This window comes from Paenibacillus taichungensis, from assembly GCF_003287275.1.
GTDB lineage: Bacteria > Bacillota > Bacilli > Paenibacillales > Paenibacillaceae > Paenibacillus > Paenibacillus taichungensis_A.
This window is the reverse complement of the sequence record NZ_QEVW01000015.1, coordinates 95,497-119,843: the sequence shown is the minus strand read 5'-3', so window position 1 is coordinate 119,843 and position 24,347 is coordinate 95,497. Positions and strand designations below refer to the sequence as shown.

The window sequence follows — 24,347 nt, the reverse complement described above, 5'->3', positions numbered from 1 at the left end:
CCCACTAACAGAAAGCCATCATGACATTCCAATAAAGGGAGTGTTGTGTATTTGTTGTAGGTTGCGGTCATTAGATCAATATCTACTTACAGATCGTCAAATCCGTTATCGTCGCCGACTTTGCCGTAGTTACGGGATTTGGCTTCGAAGAAGTCCGTTTTCGTAGCATTCAGTGCTTCGTCGGAGAAAGGTTTGATCCAAGGCATGCAGTTTACATCCACGCCTTCGTATGCTTTTTCCATACCCATCAGGCGCAGGCGTTTGTTAGCGATGTACTTGATGTAGTCTTCCAACTCGTTCAGGTCAATCCCGCGTACGTTGCTGAGAGTGTAGTGTGCCCAGTTAGTTTCGAGTTCAACGGCACGATGGATCGTTTTGTACACATAGTCCATGTTCTCAGGTGTGTTCAGTTCAGGGAAGTCTACCAGCAGCTGTTTGTACACTTCAGCGAAGAAGTAGCAGTGTTGGTTCTCGTCGCGCTGAATATAAGAGATCATTTGGCTGGTTGCCATCATCTTCTGGTCACGGGCCAGGTTGTAGAAGAAGGCAAACGTACTATAGAAGAAGATACCTTCAAGTACCAGATCGGCTACCATGGCCTGGAAGAACGTTTGTGGGGACGGATTATCCCGGAAGGTCTGGTAGATGTCGGCGATGAACCGGTTACGATCAAGCAGCACCGGATCATGTTTCCAGTATTCAAAGATTTCCTTTTGCTCCCGATCGGATACGATGGAGGACAGGACGTAAGAGTACGATTGGTTGTGTACCACTTCCTGTTGTCCGATGATTGCCGAGATCGCTTCCAGTGAGGAATCCGTGAAATAACGTTTCACGTCACCTACAAACATCGTTTGCATGGAGTCCAATACAGCGAGCAGGGAGATGTTGACTTTGAACGTACGCTGTTCTTCCGGATCCAATTGGGCAAATTGGGAAGCATCCTTGGACATTGGGATTTCATCCGCGATCCAGTGGTTGAGCAGCAGTACTTTGTACAGTTTGTACATATGAGGCATACGAATATCGTTCCAGTTCAGAATGCCTGAGCATTCCCCTTCAATGATACGGGTAGACTGGTTGGGCGCTTCGGTATTGAAAATTTTCTGCAATTGCATAATCCGTTCACTCCTTGAATGAATTTACACTGTAATATTAATACTTTTATATATTAGGGTTGTATAATGTGGCATCTATATCAACATCTCATGATGTTGTGATCGTGTTTTGGGCAAAAAAGTACCAGGGCAACGCCATTTTGCATTCAAAACAGGATGCCCTGGTAGTCATCGTAGATCTAGTGAGCTTTTAGCATCACGATAAAACTTAGCTTGCGCAAGAATCGCATTCTTCAATAGTCAATGCCCGACTGCGGACATAATAAGTTGATTTAATGCCGGCTCTCCAGGCGTGCAGGTGCAGCTCCAGGAACTCCGTTGCTTTGATATCTGGACGAACATACAAGTTGAAGCTTTGTCCCTGATCGACGTGGCGTTGACGGGCAGCGGCCATATTGATGGAAGCATGTTGATCCACCATGAACGCTGTTTTGTAATACCAGATCGTTTTTTCAGATAGGTCAGGTGCCGGGTTGGCAATCTTGTATGTCGTTTTCTCTTCATAGGACAACAATTCGTATAGCGGATCAATGCTGGCTGTTGAACCTGCAATGATGGACGTTGAACCATTTGGTGCAATAGCGAACAACCAAGCGTTACGTACACCGTTTTGCTGTACTTGGGCTTGCAGTTCTTTCCATTGTTCCGTTGTAACGAATTGACCTACGCGCTCACCTGTCGTGTAATCCCGTTGGTCAAAGTATTTGCCTGTTTGCCAATCGGAACCTTGGAATTTCGGATAATGTCCTTTTTCCTTGGACAGTTCCATGCTGGCTTTTACGAGCAGATAGTTAATTTTTTCATACAGATTATCGTTATATGTGACTGCCTCTTCCGATTCCCAACGAATGCCTTCGAGAGCAAGCAGGTGATGAAGTCCGAATGTTCCCAGACCAACTGCACGGTATTGACTGTTGGTGTATTGGGCTTGCAGCACTTCAATGTTGTTGATATCGATAACGTTGTCCAGCATACGAACCTGAATCGGTACCAGACGCTCCAATACATCATGCGGCACAGCACGTGCCAAGTGAATGGAGTTTAGGTTGCAGACTACGAAATCGCCAGGCACTTTCGAAATCACGATGCGGGTTTGTCCATCTTTGGTTACGAGCTCTTCTTTCTCAACTACAGTTGCAGATTGGTTCTGCATGATCTCTGTACAAAGGTTGGAAGAGTACACCATGCCGTGTGCACTGTTCGGGTTCGAACGGTTAACGGTATCCCGGTAGAACATGTAAGGCGTACCGGTTTCCAGTTGGGATTTCATAACACGTTTCATGATGTCAATCGCCTGAACCGTAATCCGGGACAACAGTGGGTGATTCACTGCTTCCTCATATTTCTCGCGGAACGCGCCTGCGCCTACGGACTCATCGTAGAAATCTTCCAGTCCGAGTGGACGACCGTTCTCATCTTTCCAGCCCATCACTTTTTTCGTTTCATGCGGGCAGAACAGGCTCCATTCGCCGCGGCTCGCTACTCGCTCCATGAACAGGTCAGGCAGACAGATGCCGTGGAATACGTCATGCGCACGCATCCGCTCGTCACCATTGTTGAGCTTCAGATCGAGGAACGCCAGAATGTCTTTGTGGAAAACGTCCAGATAAACGGCGATCGCACCTTTACGTGTTCCGAGCTGGTCTACGCTGACCGCAGTGTTATTTAGTTGGCGAATCCAAGGGATTACGCCAGAACTTGTGTTTTTGTGACCCCGGATGTCCGAACCGCGTGCTCTGACTTTACCGAGGTAAACGCCGATGCCGCCGCCCATTTTGCTGAGACGTGCTACATCTGTGTTGGAGTCAAAGATGCCCTCAAGGGAATCATCCACGGTATCAATGAAACAGCTGGAGAGTTGTCCAGCCACTTTTTTACCCGCATTCGACATCGTAGGTGTAGCTGCCGTCATGTACATGTTGCTCATTGCCCAGTAAGCTTCTTTAACGAGATCCATACGTCTCTCAGCAGGCTCCTGATGCATCAGGTACATCGCAATAACCATGTAGCGCTCTTGAGGCAATTCCATGACTTTTCCGTCAAAATCGTGAGCAAGGTAACGTTCTGCCAATGTAAGCAAGCCGATGTAGTCGAACAACAGGTCGTTTCGGTAGTCGATGCATTCAGCAAGTTCGTCAATCTGCTCTTTGGTGTAACATTCCAGCAGTTCTTCGCGGTAAATACCTTTCTTCACAAGATCGACTAGAAGGGGATGGAAAGCACCATATGGTTCTTCCGGATAAGATTTGTATCTGCGGTTGGTTGCCGCTTTCTTGTAAAGGGAAGTGAGCAGGGAGCGTGCCGCTGCAAATTTCCAGTTAGGCTCTTCCTTCGTTACCAGTTCCAGAGCGCTCATCATAAAAGCGTTGCTGATCTCGTCTCCGGTAACTTCGTCACGACGGAGCTTGCTGTTTACCCCGCGTACCAGACGTTCCTTGTCGAGCATGTCCAGTCCTTCCAGAATACGATCTGCATATACCGAGATGCGCATATCATCAAAGGCAAGCTGGCGGTTGTTCGGCTTGGTCACAACTTGTGGCATGAATATTCCTCGCTTTCGCATGTTTAAGAGATAAATTGGAGAAATTCTTTATATAAAGAATTGAGTGTCTTCTTACGGTGAGATAAAGATATAAGCTGCATATTATGGACTGAACGGTGGTGATAGCGAGTCTTGCTCATCTTGCACATAGGAGCAGCACGCAGAACATGGTCACATAAAAAGCATTCCCTCTGCCTATTGGCCGAAAATGCCCACGGATGCCCTGATCCCTTGCTGTCTTTAAAGATTCAAAAAAAGACAGAAAAGGGTGCTTATGTAATCTTTTGTCTATAGCAGACACGCCTTTAATTAGAGGATACCGGTGCAGTCCAAATAGCCCCGTTACCTCCGAGTCAAGTCTGTTTCGAGAAAGCGATTTACACCTACAGGGACGTGCCTTTAGAGGTGATTTCATCCTGTTTTTCGCGAGATTTCAGAAGATGACTAATAGAAGTGGGGTAATTCAATTTTACTACATTTTGTTGCTGTTCTCTTACTGTAACCCAACATATAGTGTTTGTAAACAGGGTCAACACAGTGAAACGTAATTCCGAGTATACCATTTAAGCCAGGATTCCGCAAAGGAAAAGGACTGGAAGATTTGAAGATTTATCAAAAAAAATTTTTGGTCAAATCAGATGACGTTATCACGTCAGTTTGAATTGTGGCTCCTTCAACTGGTAGAATAAAAACAGGCAAAAATCGACTAAAAATGAGCGGCACCGGTAACTTGCGGGGCCCAAGGGAGGCCGATCGAAATGGCAATAGCAGAAGTGACCGTAATTCCAATTGGCACCGGAACGACCAGCTTGAGCAGTTATGTGGCAGACATGCAGAAAGTATTGGAAAACCAGCGGGGCATTACATATCAGTTGACCTCCATGAGTACCATTATCGAAGGCCCGCTCAATGAAGTATTTACAGCAATTGCGGCTCTGCATGAAACTCCGTTTCTATCGGGAGCTCAGCGTGTCTCCACTTCCGTCAAGATCGACGATCGCCGTGACAAACCTGACGCTTCGAGTGTGCAAAAGTTGCAATCTGTTCAAGACCAACTGGCTTCCCGTCAGGCGCGGCCCAATTAAGCAGCAGCTAGCAGAGAATAAAATAAATTTATAAAAAACTGTAAGTTTCCATTATATGGAGCTTGCAGTTTTTTGCATTTCTTTGAGCTTAATAAGGGCGGATTATTGTAAAGGGGCCGTGAGTTTTGCCGTGGCTGTTAACTTGAAACCACATATTTTATAGTAGACTGTCATGCTTTGTCGGCAGCTGTATTTGGGAAGGGAGGGATAACGATGCCGTACACTACAGGTCTTCTCTTTAACTCTCCCAATGGGAGTGATAGAGCTACTCAATTAATTGTCACCTGTTTGAATGATTCTCTCAATATTCCAGCCAATATTGAGCTTCAGGTCTTTCGCTGGGATACTTCACAGACAACCCGAATCCCCATTGGTCATGATCTGTTTCAACTGACTCCTCAGGCATCTAGAACGTTGTTATATACGCTAAACACAGCAGATTATTTTGAGGTTCAGAGCGATTATTTCAGTGCAACAAGCACGGTTATTCAAGTATTCAGTTTGGACTCCACCGGAAATATCCTGCAGCGTGTGTTGCAATCGGAGATGGTGTGGGTAGACCGATTCACAAATATTCCATAATCAAATATAACGGAGGTGAATGAGATGCCGGTTGTAAATATTACAGGAGCATTGGGTGGAAACCAGTTTGAACCGTCGATTGCAGTAAATGAATTGTTACCCAATATAATGTGTGTTGTGGCAGTCGATACAAGTACTGGGCCAACACTTACTGGATTATATCGCTCAATTGACGGGGGACAGACCTGGTCAACGACTACCTTGCCTCAACCTGTGGGATACGCCGGAGCTGAAGCCCCCACAATTGATTACACATTCCCCAGTACGTTTATTGTAACGGTTCATGTTTTTAATGGAGATAATGACGGGACTATTATTAGCTATACTTCAATGGATGACGGTCTCACATGGGCTCCCCCGGTGTTTGTAAACAGAGGATACGGTCTCATTGTTCACAATGATGAACCGTATATAGCGTGTGATCGTACACCGGGTAGCCCGTACCGCGGCAATGCTTATGTTGGATACACACCATTGGCAACAGCGGCATCATCTATCTTTTTGCAAAGGTCTCTGGATCAGGCTGCGACTTGGCAAACGCCAAGCCGGATTTCCAGTCCGAGAGGCTTTCATGATCGGGCGGCAATCGCAATTGGATTTACGGGTGAGGTCTATGCCGGGTATATAACCACGGGTCCTGACAGCCCTTATGCATTACTAAGAATATCTTACGACGGTGGTGCGACATTTCAGCCTCCAGTAAGTAATCAATCGACCCTAATCTCTTCGGTGGTACCTGCACCTTCTCCCTTGCCTGTACCCGATTATGCGTTCCGTGTTCAAACGAATCTGAGTCTGGGTGCAGATATTTCCAACGGTATTTATAGTGGGACAGTCTATGCGGTCTGGAATGACGCCCGAAATGGATATACGGACGTACTCATGTGTCAATCGCCAGATGGTTTGCTTTGGAGCGAACCGGTAAGTATAACGGGAGCACCTGTAGGATCACAAAATTTCTTTCCTTCGATTTCCGTATCACCATTTACGGGAATAATCCGCGTCATCTATTATTCCAACCAGATAAATGGTTTTTTGTTAGATGTATATGTGGCTGAGTCCTCTAATGGGGGAGCGACATTTACAAACAGGAGACTCACAACGACATCCTTCAACCCAAATGGGAATTCACCCGTACCAACAGTGCTCATTGGTGACTACATCACAGCTTATACACAGTCGCCTGATAATTTGGCCGCCGTTTGGATGGCGACAACACAGCCAACAGGGAAACTGGATGTGTATTTCGGTTCATAGTCATACCTCAATGATAACCTAGCCCATTTTTAACAGGAGCCCGGACTCCCGAGTGACTTTAGCATATAGTGAACTGTACCTCAAATAAAAGGAGGGTTTTGCATGAGTGGAGTTGTAGGTGGATACGGCGGCGCATGGACATCGACTGGTGCCATTTTGGTTCTCTTCATTTTGTTGGTTATCATTTCCAAAGCATTCTTCATCTAATAGACCCTTAACACCTAAACCACTGGTAAAGGAGGAATCTCCATGAGCGAAGTACTTGGAGGCGCAGGATACGGCGGCTGGACATCAACTGGTGCCATCTTGGTTCTGTTCATTCTTCTCGTTATCATCACTAAATCTTTCTGGGTATAATATGTTTGAACTCCGCCGGTTAACCGGTGGGGTTTTTTTGGTTTAAGGACAAGCCTACCAGAATAGTGAAAACGCCTATTTTGTCAAAGTAGGGCCATAGCCCGGTCCAGAGGTAGGCATAATACATAGCTTAGGGGTGTAGGCAAATGTTAAGGAGGAATGAACAATGAGCGAAGTTAAACCGAATTCACCGAACGGACAGGGACACGTATACGGATACGTGGGAGGTTATGAGCATATGCATGGATACACAGGTCATGAAATGCATGGGTACGGGTATGGATGTGGAACAATGCCAATGGGATATGGTTACGGGTATGCTCATCATCCCAATCATGCTCCAATGTTGCACGGTTATCACCAAGGTTGTGGAACTTCTTATGGACACGGCGGAGGAAGCTGGGGATCGATGGGTACAATTCTTGTACTGTTCATCCTGTTGGTTATTATCTCCAAAACAATGTTTATCTAAATTGTTCAACAGAAACTGTATCAGAGAGTTGATCCATACAACTCCGATGAAAGGCGCCGAGATTGTATCGGCGCCTTTTGGCTGTCTGTCCATCTTTTTATTAAAAGTGGACATGGAAAAACACCCGGAACCCAATTCCGGGTGCTTTGTGTATGTTTTCAATCTTCTCAAGAATAAGTGACATCCAAAACAACAAAAGCCCTACCTCTCTTTTGTCCTTGCGGCTCCGATGACCGCGCCAGTGTGAATGGGAACATCTTGTGAAACTCTGTACTACCGGGTTATTGTGATTCAGGTTCTTCAATCTTCATAGGTTAATGTGCATGTTCGCTGCGGTCGCAGCATGAAGAAAATATTCCGGGGTTTAAAGAAGACAGAAAATCATATGAGGTTGTTTAAATACCAACTCTTAGAGTATACCACAGGCTGTAATTTTTTGCAATAAAACGGAAAGTTGGAGCTTTTTTTGAAAACAATTACGAAAACATTTCAGATTTTTTCTTCCATAAGGTAATCCTCTTCAAATGATTCTGCGTAGGTTATAATAAGAGGGATGACACGGAAAGGGGCCCTCGCATGACTGAACCAATAGAGGACAGCAGGTTAATGCGGCAGATTGCAGAGCGAGATGCTTCCGCACTGGAGCTTTTATATGACCGCTATGAGCGGGCGGTGTATTCTTTTGCGTATCGGATCGTTGGTGATCCAATGACAGCAGAAGAGACTGTCCAAGAATTGTTCCTGCGGGTCTGGAACAATGCTGAACGATATGAGGCCTCACAGGGGAAGCTGACCACGTGGATGTTCGCCATTACGCGCAACATTGCAGTGGACATGCTGAGGCGAAAATCCAAAAGCGCAGCTACGACCTCAGTGGAAAATGAAACACTGGCGGCTTATGCCGATGAACATACAAATACAGAAGAAGAAATAGAGCGCAAATGGGAAGGTGTCCGGATCAAGAAGGCCTTGTCCCAGTTGAACGGTGACCAGCAACAGGTCATTGAATCGATCTATTATGCAGGCTTAACGCAACAGGAGGTATCCAGCAGATTCGGGATTCCGCTGGGTACGGTAAAGAGCCGTGTCAGGCTTGCGATGCGGCAGCTTCAGAAGCTGCTCGCCGATGCTGAAATGCATCCGGACGCGGGAAGGGAGGGCATACATCCATGATAGAACGACATGAGGAATGGTCTGATCTGGCACCGGTGTATGTGCTGGGAGGACTCGAAGCGGAGGAAGTGGCAGCATTTGAAGCGCATTTGGCCAATTGCGAGTCTTGTCGCCGGGAGGTGAGGGAATTGCAGGAAGTAACAGGCTTCCTGCCACTCGCGGCGGAACCTGTTGCACCGCCGCCTGGCATGCGAGCACGTGTGCTGAGCAACGTGCTCGGACATGCGCCGCAGCATGAGGCGGCGCAGCCCGGGCAAGGCTTGCAGCCGGAAACGGCGGTGCCTGCAGCCCGGGCAGAAGAGGCTGCACAGGCACAGCCGTGGCAGCCTCAAGGGCGCGCGCGTGCGCGCAGCAGCCGCGCCTGGCGCATAGCGAGCGCAGCCCTCGCGGCAGCGGCGCTCGTGCTCGGCATCTACGCCGGGCAGCTGCAAGGCCAGGTCAATTCGCTGAAGCAGCAAGCTGCAGGCTCATCGGCAGTGCAAGATCAGCTTGCTCAGGCGCAGGCACAAAATGCGCAGCTGCAAGAGCGGCTTGCTTCATCCATGCTGCCTGCACAGGGAATGCAGACAGGCGAAGCCGTCAAGCTTAGTCCTGCGACACAGGACATTGTGGCCCAAGGACTGGCTACCATCGTTATTGACAGCAAAGGCACTCACCTGGTCGTACAGGCGGAGAACTTGCCTACTCTGGAAGGGAATGAGGCGTTTCAGGTTTGGCTGATCAAGGGCGATACACCTCAAAATGCGGGGACATTCCTGAGTCATAATGGAACGGGAGCGGTCTACTATACGTTAGACTCTGCCAACGACTACGATACGGTCGCGATCACACTTGAACCGGATGCGATGGGTGATGAGCCGCGTGGAACAATGATTCTGGCTGCCAAGATTAAAGGATAAGAAATGTCTTGCCATATCAGGCTGTTTCCTACGGGGAGCAGTCTTTTTGGTATGGTTGTACGCGTACATATTAGTTAGATGAGCGATTCGTAGTTAAATACAGGATGGAGGTTTCCCCTCCGTGAAATGAATTAATTTTTTCAGTCCCAGTAACCGATAACAAATAGGAGGCTGTACCTTTAATCTCCCTCTGTCATCATCAATGGGGAGAACGGGTTTGCAGCTAGAGAGTGAGGGGTTAGGGTGGAAGTATACCGTTCATTTATCTTTCGTCTGATGCGAAATTATCTTATCGGTTCAATGGGAGCTGTTTTTGTGGTAGGTACAGTCGTTATGGTGTCTACCTTACAAATACCAAACATTCAATTTGTACGACTCATTATCATTGTGTTAATTTCACTATTGTTTATGCTTGTTGCTGAACTGATTACGTTATGGGCACAACTTGGCCCCATCCGGCAATTCTTTGCCGCCGAGCATCATGAAAAGGCCGAATTGACAAAGATGTATGAGAGCATTCACCGTTTTCCGGGGCAAACGATATATCGCATTCTTGGTCCGCATATGCTTGGGTTTTCCCTGCCTGCTGCCGGATTGACAATATGGATGATTTCTACAGGATGGCTGGAATTTCCGTATGGATATGTTGCAGTTGCAGCTGCGTGTGCCTTATTGATTGCTGTGATGCATGCCCTGATTGAATATTTTTTGACGGTCCGGACCGTGAGACCGCTGCTGCTGGAGGTTCGCCGCAGAGGTAAAGAACAGCATGGCATGGAGCCATCGCTCGGTGGGCGTGTCCTGGTGTCCATTCAGCGTAAATTTCAGTTGAGTACAGCACTGATCGGTTTATTTCCATTATTTCTATTCTTCCTGGCTACATCGATCCGTCTTCAGTATATGGATAGTGAGTTTGCGAAAGAGTATATTTTGTGGGCAGTTCTTATCGTTGTGCTAGGCGGGGGGTTCGCCCTTGTGGGCAGCTGGTTGCTGATCCGGGATGTTCGCGGACCGGTTGCAGAGCTGACTGAGGAGATGAACCGAATTCAAGAGGGTGACTTCGGTAGAAGAACTCCTGATCTATACGCGGATGAGTTTTCTGCACTCATCTCCGGGTTCAATATGATGATTAACCGGCTTGAGATGAGGCAGGAACGCAATCGACAGTTGCTGCAAAGTTATTTTTCCACCCTGGCGGCTGCTTTGGACGCTCGGGACAAATATACGGCCGGTCATTCCATGCGGGTGGCGGAGTATTCCATTATGATTGGCAAGCTGAGTGGCATGAATGAAGAACAAGCAGATCTGCTATACAAATCAGCACTGCTGCACGATATCGGCAAAATCGGCATACCTGATGAAGTGTTATTGAAAGATGGAAAACTCACCGATGAGGAATTCGCGATCATTCGCACACATCCTGTTCTTGGAGAGAGTATTTTGTTACAGATTGAACCGATTGATGCCATGGCAGATTTCCTGCCGGGTGTAAGGTCTCATCACGAAAGATATGATGGCAAAGGATATCCTGATGGTATAGCAGGCGAAGAGATTCCCCTGTTTGGCCGTATCATTGCCGTTGCTGATGCTTTTGATGCCATGACGTCTGATCGTCCATACCGGAACGGGATGAGTCATGAGAAAGCGCTATCTATTTTGGAAGAAGGAAAAGGGACCCAGTGGGATCCCTATTTTGCAAGTTTGTTTATTGATGAGTGGAGACGGCAACAGCATCTCCAGAAATCGTCGGAGCGAGGGGTCAGCTGATCCCCTCTGTCCATTTCGATTCTTTTCTGCGACGACGGTGCAGCGAGAGCCCAGTAATAATCGTGAAGACGCATTCGCCGAGTACAACCGCACCCAGGGCATCATAGATTACATGTTGTTTAATCATTAAAGTAGACAATATAATCAGTGCTGCCCCGGCAGCAACTAACACCTTAACATATTTACGAATGCTTTGAACCGAGAGAACCGCACGCATAACCAGGTAAGAATGAAGGGCATGAATACTTGGAAAGCAATTATATGGACGGTCCTGGCCGTAGAGCCATCCAAGAAGAGATGCGCCGAGACCTGTACCTGTTAACTCGGGACGCGGCACCATGGTCTGAAAATTAAAATAGATCAGGTAACAGATCCAGACACAGATGTTCATGGATAACAGGACGCGATAATAAGTGAGCCGATCTTTGGCACATAAATAAGCCAACACGCCGAAGACAAACGGATACCAACCCAGATAGGGTATGGACATGGATGGTACATAAGGGATGATCCGGTCCAATGGGGAATTCAGCACAGAGAAACCGCGTTCCGGACTATTCAGAATATCATAGAACATCCCCATGACAGCCAAGGAAAGCATCAAGCTTAACGACAGCCAGTAGGATTTGCTTTTTAATACGTGCACAACACCGTTTCTCCTTTCATCCAGGTTCGCAAGGAACTGGATCACAGCAAATAAAATCGAACAACAATATATTCTACTACGTTCAGCGCACAAATTGAATCCTGATTTGTGTATTTTTGTGCATTTTTTTGACGACGAAGGAATGTCGAAGGTTGAATGGGCATGATATGATAGAGATGCATACGGGCTAAGGGTTCTCTGTCAATGAATACACGACAACAGGAGTGAGTGAATGCAGTTTTCAAAAATGTTCGTATTAAATATGGGAATGCTCATAACCATTGCTTACCTTGCTAGTGTGTTCTATAAATACATCGTAATACGAGCTTCATCACGAGTAAAACAGATATGTTCGTTGTTTGTACTTATTTTTGCAGGCTGGATCAGCACGGTATTTGGATTTCAGCTTAATGATGAAGTTGTCTTCGATCTTCGTTTTGTTCCTTTAATTGTTGCCGTTTTGACGTATAGACAACCCTATAGCGTTATTATTGTGGGTGTTGGGATTGGGCTGACCCGGTTAACTTTTGGTATCAATGATGCTACGGTGGCTGCACTGATTAATATGTCCATTTTGGGCGTGGTGTGTGCAGGGTTGAATATATGGATGAGACGCAGTGACTATAGGTTAATTATTAAAGGTGTCATCGTCATATTGATTGTAAATGTGGTCAATAGTGTGAACATAGCTATCGTCGGCGTTATCCCGGCTACATATTTTTTCTCTCATATTATGCCGTATACCCTACCTTTGGGTATTCTGCTTAGTCTTGTTTTTGCTTTTATTTTACGAGACTTTCAGAATGAACAGAATCGGATTTTGCTCATCCAGAGTACCAATCGTTTATTGTCTGTGCAAAAAGAAGAATTGCAGAAGGCTCAGATTGTGCTGGAGGATCGTGCCAAACAGCTGATGATTGCTTCACAGTACAAATCGGAATTTCTGGCGAATATGTCGCATGAATTGCGAACACCGCTGAACAGTGTCATTAACTTTGCCCAGATGATCAGCGAGAACGGAGATACGATGGAACAGGAGGATATCGTACATTTTGCCACAATGATTGAGCATTCGGGTCAGGAGCTGCTAACGTTAATCAATGACATTCTCGATCTGTCCAAAGTGGAAGCGGGCAGACTGGATATCGTCTTGGAGGATATCAGTGTTGCACAACTCACGGAAGATGCCATGACTCATTTCCAGCTGGTTGCCGAGAAAAAGGGAGTAGAGCTGAAGCTGGACAAAAAGCCAGGGCTGCCAGAGACCCTATGGTCTGATCCCCAACGAGTCCAACAGATTTTGCGTAATCTCATGTCCAATGCCATCAAGTTTACGCATCAGGGGAAGGTCACACTGACCGTGAGCACCAAGCAAATGAAGAAGTCAGGCATTCTGAGCCAATGGATTGTGTTCTCGGTACAAGATACGGGAATTGGCATTGCCGAAGATAAACATCAATCCATTTTTGAAGCATTTCAACAGGCTGACGGGTCCATTAGCCGCAAATTTGGGGGAACAGGACTCGGACTGTCCATCAGTCGGGATTTGGCAAGATTACTGGACGGATCGATTGAACTTGAAAGCGCTGAGGGCAAGGGAAGTACCTTCTATCTCTATCTCCCGTTGAACCGTGAAAAAATGAGTTGACAACCCTCACGCTGTGAGTAGAATTTGGGGTGACAACTAGCATCGACCGGCACTTGAAACCCGGTCTAAGGAGTGTATCCCCATACAGAAGACGGTCAACGTTAACCCTCCTCCGTTTGCAGGCAAACCACGGCGCAAGGGTTCGACACAACGCACGAATTTATCCATCGCAACATGGGAGGGTGTACCGGCAATTATTTTGCAGACGTTGCTGGGAGGCCCATTTTTAACCGGATTTCTGCTGTACCTCGGGGCCGGGTCAAGACATATTGGCTTTGTGCTCGCCATTACGACGTTTGTCAATATCGCCCAGATTGGAGCGGCTTACTGGATGCAGCGCATTCGCAGCCGCAAACGCATGCTTGTATTGTTTGTAGGGATGCATCGCATCCTGTGGAGTTCGACGGGACTGATACCGTTCCTGTTTCCCAAGGAGTGGTGGGTAGGCATTTATATTGGTGTGTATACGGTTGCATTCATAGCCAATACAATTGGCGGTATGATCTGGACCTCATTGATTGGAGATATCGTTCCTGCCAAGGTGAGAGGGCGCTATTTCGGAATTCGTAATACAATTCTGAACGCACTTGGAAGCGTATGCTTATTTGCTGGAGGCATCGTTCTGGACCGATTCCCTGGGGAGATGGGCTTTTTGATCCTGTTCATTCCTGTGTGGATCTGCGCCATAGCCAATACGGTTATTTATTGCTTTTATCCAGATGTGCCGTTTGAACGTTCAACTGAAAAGGTTTTTTGGGGCATGTTCAAGAAGCCGTTTCAGGATCCTTCCTTTCTGAGGGCTGCACTGTTCCTCGCGGCCTGGTTACTGATCCAGACGTTGATCGTTCCGCTATTTTCATACGTGATGCTTGACCTGCTTAACATTAATTATCAGACGGTATCCATAATTACTGTGGTGCAGACACTCGTTATGATGGCCGGATTCTATATCTGGGGCAATCTGAACGCGAGATTCAGCAATAAAACCTTATTATTTTGGACATTACCGATCATCGCACTCTCCTGTCTGTCATGGGGATTGATGTCGTTTATGCCTGTTTTGATAGCGCTTTTTTTATCCCATATTTTTCTCGGTATTGGTGTGGGTGGATTCAACCAACTTGCTTTCAACTTCACAATTGGAGATACGCCAAAAAGTGAAAGACCGATGTTTGTCGCCGTGTATTCGGCTATGACCGGAGTGACCTCGTTTCTTGGACCGCTGATCGGTGGCTGGTTGTATGAGAGAATGGAAAACTGGTCGGACGCGATGAATTGGGTTTCCGCCTATGGATTCCAAGTGGGTGTTGGTGCAGCGATGCTGGTTCTTGCGTTTACACTTGGACGACGTGTACTTCTGAAATAGAGATATGTGGAGGGGTGTACTTGGAAAATCACGAACGGCAAGCCCTTGTGATTGGAGCTACTGGGCTTGTAGGTGGACTGCTGGTAAAGAGCTTGCTTCAGAATCCGGCTTATCGCCGAATTCGTATATTGGTTAGACGACCGCTTGAATTGGAACATCCAAAGCTGGAGCAATATGTCGTGGACTGGGAACAACTTGAAGAACAAAAAGATCTGTTTCGCGATATTGATGACTTATATTGTTGTTTGGGCACAACAATTAAAAAAGCGGGCAGTCAGGAAAATTTCCGCCAAGTGGACCTTCACTACCCCGTAAAAGCCGCCATACTTGCCAAGGAGCATGGGGTATCCCAGATGCTCGTCATTTCTTCCATGGGAGCCGATGCCGGGTCACGTGTATTTTATAGTCGGACCAAGGGAGAGATGGAAGAGGCATTATCGGCTATAGGTTTCCGTTCACTGCATATATTCCGTCCGTCGTTAATCCTTGGAGATCGCAAAGAAAAACGGTTGGGTGAGCAATTGGCAGCTCATGCCATGACTTTTCTGGATCGCTGGATGAAAGGCAGAGTGGATAAATACCGGGCAATCCAGGCTTCAACCATAGCTCGGGCCATGATGAACATTGCACTTGTTCAAACCAAGGGGAATCACGTGTATTCCAATGACGTTATTCATGTGTTGGGATTGGATGAGTCCTGAGATATCCATGGTTTGCCCATATCGGATTGAGAGGTAAGGATAGACGTTTCTTGACTGGGCGGGATCGTGGTATAATAAGCTTCAAAAATGAGTTCGAGGCTTGTCTCCTCGCGGCGGCAGGACAGCGAACATGAAGGAGAACTCATCATGAAAAAACCAATCTCTACCGATCAGGCGCCAGGCGCCATTGGTCCATACAGCCAAGCTGTTGAAGCAGGCGATTTCATCTATACTTCCGGTCAGCTTGGCCTAAATCCGCAAACAGGAGAGTTCGGAGCCGATGTACAGGAGCAGACCCGTTTGTCCCTGAGCAATGTAAAGGCCATTCTTGAGGCAGCAGGCACGAGTATGAACAAAATCGTGAAAACGACTGTTTTCCTGAAAGACATGAATGATTTTGTTCCGGTGAATGAAGTGTACAGCACGTTCTTCGAACAGCCTTATCCAGCACGCAGCGCGGTTGAAGTCGCTCGTCTGCCGAAGGATGCACTTGTGGAGATCGAGGTAATTGCCCTCAAATAGGGAAGACTGATACTTGCCAAGCAAGGAAAGTTACATAAAAAGCCGATTTCTGGTCAGATGACCGAAATCGGCTTTTTGAATTTATATGAACAGTGCCGGGTTAATCCCGATCCTGATTACGGGCGAAGAACAGCCATACCGCATAAATGGCTAGCACGATCGCAACGATAATTGCCGTATAATATACGGAGGTGACGTCTTTTTGTTTGAGTGCGATGGCAATGTATGCCCATGTAAAGACAAGTGGGTATACACTATCCCGGTAAGGGAAGCTCACCAGTACAGCCAGCACCAGGCCTACAATTAACATGATGATGGTCCAGGTAGGTTCACTGAGTCCAAAGCCATCCCAGCCGATTTTATATAATAAAACAGCTGCATTGATTATGGTTGCTACGCTAACCCATCCAAGATATATGCTGAACGGCAGCTTCACGAGCCAGATTTCAGCAGTTGTGGGAAGGGTGATTGCCCGCGTTTTTACATATAACATGATCAGGGACAACAGAAGCAGAACGATGACGACTAAGGCGAGGCCGATTTTGAGATTTTGAAAAGCGAAGATCCATGCTACATTAAAGGCGCAGCTTGCTAGAAACCAGTAACCGAGACGGGTAATGGAGTCCCTTTTCCAAGAAGAGGGAACGAACTGATAGATGACAAAGCCAGCGAGCAGCAGATAGATCAGTCCCCATATGGAGAAAGCATAACCTGAAGGGGTGAGCAATACAGGGTACATATCCGATACTTCCTTATTGGTCCTGCCTCCGATCGGCAGCGCGTTGGAAAGGTAGTTTACTACGATAACAGTGATGAATCCAATCGCGTTTAACCACTTGTACGGATTGTTACGTGACATTGTGTTTCCTCCTTGGTTTTACAAAAATGAATGAACCACGGGTCAGTCTACAATGAATATACCCAGTTCTTTCGCATTCTAATAAGAAACCGCAAAAAATTCACAGGATCGTTGTCTGCTATCCTGCGGTTTGCCGCTCTCTTATTTGCTGTGCTACGTCTCAATGTACGCTGGTTGAAGCAGAAATATGTTCACTTTGAAGGAGGAAGAAGGTTGTTTACGAGAGAAACGATGGAGAAGCAACAAACGTGGTTTTATGTCGTTGCTCTGTTCGTGGGAGCAGCGATTGGGCTGGGCACCCCTGAATGGGGGTCAGCGCTGCATTATACGGTTTCACCTGTGCTTGCCATTTTGTTATATAGCATGTTTGCACAGATTCCTTTTTTACAGCTCAAAGAATCTTTGTCCAACCTGCGATTTATTGGAGCTCTGCTGGTGGCTAATTTTATCGTAGTGCCTGTGGTCGTGTGGTTGTTAACCTTGGCGTTTCCGCAACCTCCTGCCGTGCTCATCGGCGTTTATCTGGTACTGCTAACCCCCTGCATTGACTATGTTATTGTTTTTACACAGCTGGGTCGGGGCAATGAGAAACTGATACTGGCAGCAACGCCAATTCTGTTTGTGATACAAATGGTCTTCCTGCCGGTATATTTGTGGCTGTTCATCGGGAAGGAAGCGGCACAGGTCATGCAGGTGGGGCCTTTTGTGGAGGCTTTTCTGTTTCTGATCGTCATTCCGCTGCTGTTGGCTATTCTTACGCAGGTTGTGACCAAAGGCAAAGCCGGAGGAGAACGGATGATGAACGCAACCGCCTGGCTGCCAGTACCCATGATGGCTTTGGCCTTGATTGTGGTTGTCGCATCGCAAATCGGGAAGGTTTACAATGACTTTGCTGTAATTGTGGGTGTTCTGCCTATCTACATTATTTTCCTGATGGCTATGCCATTCTTATCAAGAATTATTGCAGCTCTATTCCGATTGGATACGGGCGCAGGCAGAGCGGTCATTTTCAGTGCAAGCACCCGAAATTCACTCGTCGTTCTGCCATTGGCGCTTGCATTACCTCAAGAGTGGGCCACAATTGCTGCCGCCGTGATTGTAACCCAGACGATCGTCGAGCTGGCTGGAGAGTTGATCTATATTCGCATTGTTCCTTCCGTCATACTGCGGGATCGCTGATCTGACAGAAAAGAAAAATTCGGTTGTATTTAGTAGAATATATTATCAAACCTCCGAACAGCTACAGTGGATCTGAACGTGTGCGGAGCAGAGCTTGGACCCAACTTGCAACAAGCGCCGTATACTAATGAATTGGAGGCGTCTTATTCAAGGATTCGAAGTGACCGTAGAAACCTAAAGAACTTGAGACACGCTATATCAGAATAAACAGCCGTTTGCAGCGTTTTTATCAGGAATTTCAGGAATTAACGTGTCTCAGGTTCCTAATTTTGTTGAAATTGCGGACAGCCCCTAGATTACATTCATATAATAAGTAACAGGAAAGGGGCTGTTCCCGGAATCATGAACATGACGGGACGCCCCTTTTATCGTTTAACGAATCAAGCACGTTCTATTAGACGAACTTCTACAGTACCGACGGCTCAGATTAATCAAGCATTTCCGTCAGATAACGTTTTGCGATATTCCCCAGGTGTGATGCCCTCCATTTTTTTGAATACTTTACTGAAATACTTCTCATCCTGATAGCCGACCATCTCCGAGATCTTTGCAATTCGTAGTGAAGGGTTCTGTAACAGCAGCTTGGCGTTATTGATCCGAAGCTTACCCAAATACTCCGACCAGTTCAATCCGAACTGCTGTTTGAATTTGCGTGATATATATTCGCGACTCAGGTAGAACCGAGCAGCAATCTGTTGCAGAGACAGATCCTCCTGATAATGAGCATCCATATAACGTGCGATCTCACTCATCGGGTCCGGTGTGGCATGATGATGTGCAGTAAGGGCCTTTCCGGCTGCGAGCAACCGCTGCTCCAGCAGGGAGCGGAGCAAGGGCAGCGATAACAGTCCGTCACGGTCCAAAGGTAACTCGGCGAATGGAATGGATTGTTCATCTATCGCTTCATCTTCCTCCTTCGGTGGGGCGCCTGCAGCATCATCGAGCCAACGGCCAATCATCCATTCCATTTCATCCACCCATTGCTGTATCTGCTCGGCTGTTACGACATCGAGCCGGGTAATGGGATCAATCCATTCTGCAACCGCATTGGATACACTGGAAGCGCGCCCACTCATAGATGCCAGTCGTAAGGACTCCTCAAAGGTAGATAACCGAAGTCCCTTGTTTCCGTTGGAGGACTCCATTGCATCGTGAATGCACTGCTTCGTTTGCAGGGCATTGCGTCGCCACAACCGCAAACTGGCTTCCTGATAGGCTCCCGAGGTTCCGGTAGGATAAAACTCACAGCTGGAGATACCGAAATGAAGACGGCGTTGGATGGTCTGCTCCAAACCATCGTTTACTTTTTCGAGAATGGTTTGAAGTGTCGAGCACTGACCCCAATATAGGAGAACGACTTCATCCGGTTGATCAAGCTGGCGGAATACGACACCTTCGGCAGGTGGGGATAACATCTCCGCACAAATATTTAGCACAGAGAATACGAGCAAATCAGGCTGGCTGCGATATTTTGCCAAGCATTGGGCATCGAGATGGGAAAGGCTGGTGACGGCCACACTGCAACTATCGATTTGCTTGGGCAGATTTAATTCATCCCGTAGCCGTTGAAATTGGGTATTGTTGCTTCCGCGTCCCACGACAAGCTCTGTGAGCAGTCTGTCATGATAATGCGGACGCATCTGGTTGACCACCATGGATTGTCTTGTGGACTGCACACGAACAGCATCGTCTTCTTTCCAGGCGTCGACTGCTCTAAATAAGGATGAATTCAGTTCGTCGGCTTCAACTGGTTTGAGCAGGTAGTCCGTACCTCCATATCGAATCGCATGTCTGACCAGTTCAAAATCATCATATCCGCTGATGACCAGTACCTTGCTGTGAGGGGCATGAACAGATATCCATTCAAGCAGAGCCATACCATCCTTGCCAGGCATTCGCATATCGCTGAGTACAATTTGTGGTTGATGAGCCGTAATGGCAGCGACCGCTTCATGACCATCTGCCGCTTCATACAAGGTATCAATTCCTGCGGCTTCCCATTGACCAAGCAGCTTAATCGCATCGCGGACGTGTTTTTCATCATCGACAATCAAGGCTTTCATGTTGTTCACTCTCCCGCGTATATTTTGACTATGATCTGCACGCCATTCGGTTCCAGATTGCCAATCGTAAGCGTAGCATTGTATCCCGGAGGTGAGTTCAGTTGGAGTCTGCGCATCACATTACGCAGTCCAATTGACTCGGTCTCGTCAGGTTCCTGTGAGGACCCGGAAGATAGAGATGCCGGACGCAACCAACGCTGAATTTCGGACAACTTGTCTTCCGGAATGCACGGTCCGTTATTTTCCAGTTGAATCTGAATCCAATCGTCAGGCGTTCGCTGACTGGAAATTCGTATCCTGCCTTTGCCAGGCTGAACATCTGCTCCATGCTTGAAGTAATTCTCGATTAAAGGCTGCAAGGTCATCCTCGGCATTTCGGCGCGCAGGGTATTTTCGGCAAAATCCAGTTCAACCTCCAGGCGGTCACCGAACCGCTCTTTTTGCAGTTCCAGGTAGAGCCGTGCATGCTCGGCTTCTTCGTTCAAAGTGACCCGGGTCTGGTCACGCATGCTGTAGCGCAGCATTTTGGATAGGGAAGAGAGCAGCACATAAACCCGTTGTCCTTGCTGTTGAAGCGCCAGTGTACCGATGGATTGCAACGTATTATACAGAAAATGGGGATGAATCTGGGCTTGCAGCGCTTTGAGCTGGTTTGTTTTATTCGCAATCTCAAGGCGATATTCCCGCAAAATCAAGTTGTTCACCGTATCCATCATATCCCGGAAATGACGGGCCAGCACACCGATCTCGTCCCGACTCGTTAAACGGATATCCACATGCAGGCGTCCTGCCTGAATCTGGTTCATATAACGCATTAATTGCTTGAGCGGTCCGGTGATCCGGATCGAGATGAACAGGGTTGCTACAATGACTAACAACAGTGCAGCAATAGCGATCATGGCATTATTCCACGTTAAGGTGGTGGCGCTCGCGTACAGTGTTTCATTCGGAATCTGTTTAACAATGGTCCAGTCTGCAAATTGGCTGCCTAACTGCTGGTACACATACATGGAATGATCCTGTTCAAAATGACCTGAAGCGGTCTGTACTATCCCTGCACTGGAACGTGCCGAATTCAGCTCAGTTGCTGCTTCTTGCCGTAATGCATCCGTTCCACTGACTTCCGACTTTCCTTCAAAAATGATCTGGTTCTGATTGTCGATGACATAGATCTGTTCCTTTGTCGGATCATACAGTCTGCTGCAAATTTCGGCAATGGTATCCATGTTCAAATCGATGGCGAGCACACCCAACCGTTCGGTCGAAGGCACATCCTTGATCACACGGTGAAGGGTAATTACTGTTCTTGGAGGATCATCCGCTGACGCTGCCTTGAAGCCGTAAGAATGACTAAGGTGCGCCGATTCGACCCAGATATCCGGGCTTTTATCGTTAGATTTTCCATGAAGCGAGTCGGAGTAGGCCTGTTTGCGTTCTTCCCGCTTCGGGAAAGGATTCGCAATTAATGTCGATTGATTGGCAGCAAAGGAGTGCAGATACAGCTGAAATACATCAGGCACAGCCGAACGTATCGTCTGCAGAGTGGTGTATACCTCGGCAACTGCGCGATAATCGCCGGGGATTTTTGCCAAATTTCGCAGAAAATTCGGATCAGTGTACACAGCAAGCGAAGCTCGTGCCACGTTATCCACGTAATTGTTAAGATTGGTGGACGCCTGGAAAATCAGGCGTTTGTTCTCGGCGACGGCCTGTTCGCGCAGGGCAGTTTTGGTCTGGATAAACGTCATGCTGATGGATGCCAGTAGCGGGATCGTCGTGGCAATGAGCATAAAAGCGATTAGCTTGGTGCGAATGCTGTAGTATTTTGACATCGTGACACCCCTTCTGGTTGCAGGTTAAGAAAGGACAATATTTTACACCCAACTGTTCACTAGGGTCGGTGTTTCCCTGTGTGAGAATGGGGTTTAATAGAACAAGAGACCAATTTCATCCATCTATAGAAGGGGAGAACGATATGAAGCATCGCAAATCTTCACAGCTGTTACAGCAGCTTGTGTTCGTGGGTCCCTCCATCGTCTTTTTTATTCTCATTATCGTGGTACCTTTCCTGCTTGGCATGGTATATTCCTTTACCGACTGGAACGGGGTGTCGGCGAACATTCATTGGGTAGGATTCGACAATTTCAAGCAAATTTTTGCGAATGATCCCAAGTTTCTATCTGCGTTTTGGTTTACGGTGCGCTTCACCGTGGTTGGTGTAATTTTGACCAATGTTATCGGTTTTTTCCTGGCGTATTTCCTGACCAAGCCGCTCAAGACGAGAAACTTTCTGCGCACGATCTTTTTTATGCCTAACGTGATCGGTGGATTGTTGCTCGGCTTTATCTGGCAGTTCATATTTGTGAAAGGGTTTTCAGCAGTAGGCGACGTAACCGGATGGTCCTTCTTCAACCTCCCATGGTTGGGAGACGAGCCGACCGCCTTCTGGGGTATCGTCATTGTATTTGTCTGGCAGACCGCAGGATATCTGATGGTTATCTACATCTCATCATTGACCAACGTATCACCGGATCTGCTGGAAGCTGCCGAAATTGATGGTGCCAGCCGTTGGCAGGTACTGCGCAGCATTATTTTCCCGCTCATTATGCCGGGAGTCACAATCTGTCTGTTCCTTGCCATCTCCTGGTCCTTCAAAATGTTCGATCTCAATCTGTCGCTGACCAAAGGCGGACCGTTTGGATCAACAGAATCGGTAGCGCTGAATATTTACAATGAAGCTTTTGTAAATAATCGGTACGGTATCGGTACAGCCAAAGCACTTGTATTCTTCGTAATCGTTGCCATTATCACCATGATCCAGGTGCGTGTGACGAAGAGCAAGGAGGTGGAGGCATAGATGGAAACGTCAAAAAATTACCGCTTCAGTACCATTGTAACCGAGATTGTTATGGTACTCATTGGATTATTGTTCCTGGTTCCGTTTTACTTCCTGTTTGTCAATTCGGTCAAAACATTCGGTGACCTGCTTACCAATTCGGCCGCATGGCCGGAGGTGTTCCAATGGGGCAACTATGCAAACGCTTGGGAGAAAATTAAATTCCCGTCAGCGCTGATGAACTCGCTCATCGTCACTGTAGTCAGCAATCTGCTGCTGGTGTTGATCAGCTCCATGGCCGCCTACCGAATGGTACGCAGCGATACGCGCTTCAACCGGATTTTGTTCGGCATGTTCATTGCTGCCATGGTGATTCCGTTTCAGTCTATCATGATTCCACTCGTTACTGTAACCAGTAATCTTGGACTGATCGACAGTCTCTTCGGACTCATCATCTGTTATCTCGGTTTTGGCGCACCGATGTCCATCTTCCTGTTCCACGGATTCGTCAAATCGGTTCCGCTCGAAATTGAAGAAGCAGCTCGGGTGGATGGAAGCTCCGCCTACGGCGTGTTCTTCCGGATTGTGTTCCCGCTCATGAAGCCGATGTATGTTACCGTCATTATTCTGAATACACTCTGGATCTGGAATGACTATCTGCTGCCATCCCTGATTCTGCAAAGCTCCAATTTGCGTACAATTCCGATTGCGACCTTTGCGCTCTTCGGACAATATACGAAACAATGGGATCTCGCCCTGCCTGCACTGGTGCTTGGCATCATGCCAATTATCATCTTCTTCCTGCTGATGCAGAAATACATCATTCAGGGGATTACTGCTGGATCTGTTAAAGGGTAAGTGCGAGAACGGAAGCTCCGAGATCATGTGCACTTACGGTCGCTGTTGTTCCTCGGTGGCCTGAAAGAATTCAGGTAAAGAAGCCACCGGGTATCAAAGGCGAACGCTAAGCTCCTCCAGCGCATCATGATCCCTCCGCTCCGACCTCGCACGGAGGTGTGCAAGGGAGTCATGCCTGCTAAGCATGGGGCCTGACTTTTGGGCAGGAAGAGCAGGGCGATACAGTGAAGAGACACATCGCCTGAGCACTCCTTCTGAGGAGGAATGATAAAATCTCGGGTCAAAGTTCTAACGAACTCACCGCATCTTATGAGGTGAATAATTGAGGCATGCAAAGTTTAACGAACCTCAGTAACGTTATTTAGGTACAAACAAGTGTCAGAACCTAAAAATCGATAAAACCGACAAAATAACGTC

The 24,347-nt window shown here is 47.3% G+C and carries 22 protein-coding genes; 16 read left to right on the top strand and 6 right to left on the bottom strand.

Translation table 11 applies throughout. The features are described 5' to 3' along the window. Positions 1–86: 86 nt before the first annotated feature. Together DC345_RS22865 and DC345_RS22860 are read right to left on the bottom strand one after the other, a co-directional pair. Complete coding sequence (locus DC345_RS22865) at positions 87–1,118, bottom strand: ribonucleotide-diphosphate reductase subunit beta (protein ID WP_062322688.1); 1,032 nt, start codon at positions 1,116–1,118, stop codon at positions 87–89. Between the two features lie 208 nt (positions 1,119–1,326). Beyond that, complete coding sequence (locus tag DC345_RS22860; RefSeq protein WP_113055087.1) at positions 1,327–3,660, bottom strand: ribonucleoside-diphosphate reductase subunit alpha; 2,334 nt, start codon at positions 3,658–3,660, stop codon at positions 1,327–1,329. Between the two features lie 758 nt (positions 3,661–4,418). Here DC345_RS22860 and DC345_RS22855 point away from each other — a divergent pair. The 9 genes from DC345_RS22855 (at position 4,419) to DC345_RS22825 (ending at position 11,252) form a co-directional block, all read left to right on the top strand. After that, the gene (locus DC345_RS22855) at positions 4,419–4,745 is read left to right on the top strand and encodes an MTH1187 family thiamine-binding protein (protein WP_113055086.1); all 327 of its coding nucleotides are present in this window, start codon (positions 4,419–4,421) and stop codon (positions 4,743–4,745) included. A 213-nt stretch (positions 4,746–4,958) separates the two neighbouring features. Continuing rightward, positions 4,959–5,327, top strand: a complete 369-nt coding sequence (locus DC345_RS22850; protein ID WP_076290592.1) for a hypothetical protein — start codon at positions 4,959–4,961, stop codon at positions 5,325–5,327. A gap of 24 nt (positions 5,328–5,351) precedes the next feature. Next, positions 5,352–6,584, top strand: coding sequence for a sialidase family protein (locus DC345_RS22845; protein WP_113055085.1), 1,233 nt, complete (start codon positions 5,352–5,354; stop codon positions 6,582–6,584). A 102-nt stretch (positions 6,585–6,686) separates the two neighbouring features. Continuing rightward, complete coding sequence (locus DC345_RS31985; protein ID WP_220095253.1) at positions 6,687–6,791, top strand: YjcZ family sporulation protein; 105 nt, start codon at positions 6,687–6,689, stop codon at positions 6,789–6,791. Positions 6,792–6,833: 42 nt separating this feature from the next. Then, positions 6,834–6,941: a sporulation protein YjcZ gene (locus DC345_RS31980; protein WP_197521564.1), complete on the top strand. Its 108-nt coding sequence runs from the start codon at positions 6,834–6,836 to the stop codon at positions 6,939–6,941. A 166-nt stretch (positions 6,942–7,107) separates the two neighbouring features. Then, positions 7,108–7,413 (top strand): hypothetical protein, encoded by a 306-nt coding sequence (locus DC345_RS32520; RefSeq protein ID WP_425476095.1) that lies wholly within the window; start codon positions 7,108–7,110, stop codon positions 7,411–7,413. 576 nt (positions 7,414–7,989) lie between these two features. After that, complete coding sequence (locus tag DC345_RS22835; RefSeq protein ID WP_113055084.1) at positions 7,990–8,586, top strand: RNA polymerase sigma factor; 597 nt, start codon at positions 7,990–7,992, stop codon at positions 8,584–8,586. After that, on the top strand, positions 8,583–9,485 hold the full coding sequence (locus DC345_RS22830) for an anti-sigma factor domain-containing protein (RefSeq protein ID WP_113055083.1): 903 nt from the start codon (positions 8,583–8,585) through the stop codon (positions 9,483–9,485). The genes DC345_RS22835 and DC345_RS22830 overlap by 4 nt, the downstream gene beginning before the upstream one ends. A gap of 243 nt (positions 9,486–9,728) precedes the next feature. Beyond that, positions 9,729–11,252, top strand: coding sequence for an HD-GYP domain-containing protein (locus tag DC345_RS22825; RefSeq protein WP_113055082.1), 1,524 nt, complete (start codon positions 9,729–9,731; stop codon positions 11,250–11,252). On the opposite strand, the gene DC345_RS22820 is transcribed toward DC345_RS22825, so the two are convergent. After that, positions 11,245–11,898 carry a phosphatase PAP2 family protein gene (locus tag DC345_RS22820; protein ID WP_113055081.1) on the bottom strand — a complete coding sequence of 218 codons (654 nt, stop codon included), beginning with the start codon at positions 11,896–11,898 and terminating at the stop codon, positions 11,245–11,247. The genes DC345_RS22825 and DC345_RS22820 overlap by 8 nt on opposite strands. Positions 11,899–12,130: 232 nt before the next feature. On the opposite strand from DC345_RS22820, the gene DC345_RS22815 reads away from it, so the two are divergent. From DC345_RS22815 to DC345_RS22800, 4 genes are all read left to right on the top strand, one after another. After that, positions 12,131–13,546: a sensor histidine kinase gene (locus tag DC345_RS22815; RefSeq protein ID WP_113055080.1), complete on the top strand. Its 1,416-nt coding sequence runs from the start codon at positions 12,131–12,133 to the stop codon at positions 13,544–13,546. Between the two features lie 208 nt (positions 13,547–13,754). After that, on the top strand, positions 13,755–14,912 hold the full coding sequence (locus tag DC345_RS22810; protein ID WP_258530777.1) for an MFS transporter: 1,158 nt from the start codon (positions 13,755–13,757) through the stop codon (positions 14,910–14,912). A 20-nt stretch (positions 14,913–14,932) separates the two neighbouring features. After that, entirely contained in the window at positions 14,933–15,613 is a 681-nt protein-coding gene (locus DC345_RS22805) for an oxidoreductase (RefSeq protein WP_113055078.1), read from the top strand. Between the two features lie 147 nt (positions 15,614–15,760). Continuing rightward, a complete protein-coding gene (locus DC345_RS22800; RefSeq protein ID WP_113055077.1) occupies positions 15,761–16,135 on the top strand; it encodes a RidA family protein in 375 nt (124 codons plus the stop codon). A 100-nt stretch (positions 16,136–16,235) separates the two neighbouring features. On the opposite strand, the gene DC345_RS22795 is transcribed toward DC345_RS22800, so the two are convergent. Then, positions 16,236–16,994 carry a tryptophan-rich sensory protein gene (locus tag DC345_RS22795; RefSeq protein WP_113055076.1) on the bottom strand — a complete coding sequence of 253 codons (759 nt, stop codon included), beginning with the start codon at positions 16,992–16,994 and terminating at the stop codon, positions 16,236–16,238. A gap of 231 nt (positions 16,995–17,225) precedes the next feature. Between DC345_RS22795 and DC345_RS22790 the strand changes: the two genes are divergently transcribed. After that, on the top strand, positions 17,226–18,173 hold the full coding sequence (locus tag DC345_RS22790; protein WP_181586713.1) for an arsenic resistance protein: 948 nt from the start codon (positions 17,226–17,228) through the stop codon (positions 18,171–18,173). A gap of 431 nt (positions 18,174–18,604) precedes the next feature. Here DC345_RS22790 and DC345_RS22785 read toward each other — a convergent pair whose 3' ends face one another. Both DC345_RS22785 and DC345_RS22780 read right to left on the bottom strand, forming a co-directional pair. Further along, positions 18,605–20,236, bottom strand: a complete 1,632-nt coding sequence (locus DC345_RS22785; protein WP_113055074.1) for a response regulator transcription factor — start codon at positions 20,234–20,236, stop codon at positions 18,605–18,607. Between the two features lie 5 nt (positions 20,237–20,241). After that, positions 20,242–22,068: a cache domain-containing sensor histidine kinase gene (locus tag DC345_RS22780; RefSeq protein ID WP_113055073.1), complete on the bottom strand. Its 1,827-nt coding sequence runs from the start codon at positions 22,066–22,068 to the stop codon at positions 20,242–20,244. A gap of 143 nt (positions 22,069–22,211) precedes the next feature. On the opposite strand from DC345_RS22780, the gene DC345_RS22775 reads away from it, so the two are divergent. Next, positions 22,212–23,093 (top strand): carbohydrate ABC transporter permease, encoded by an 882-nt coding sequence (locus DC345_RS22775; RefSeq protein ID WP_063567994.1) that lies wholly within the window; start codon positions 22,212–22,214, stop codon positions 23,091–23,093. Next, positions 23,094–23,930 (top strand): carbohydrate ABC transporter permease, encoded by an 837-nt coding sequence (locus tag DC345_RS22770; protein WP_053779743.1) that lies wholly within the window; start codon positions 23,094–23,096, stop codon positions 23,928–23,930. Positions 23,931–24,347 lie beyond the last annotated feature (417 nt).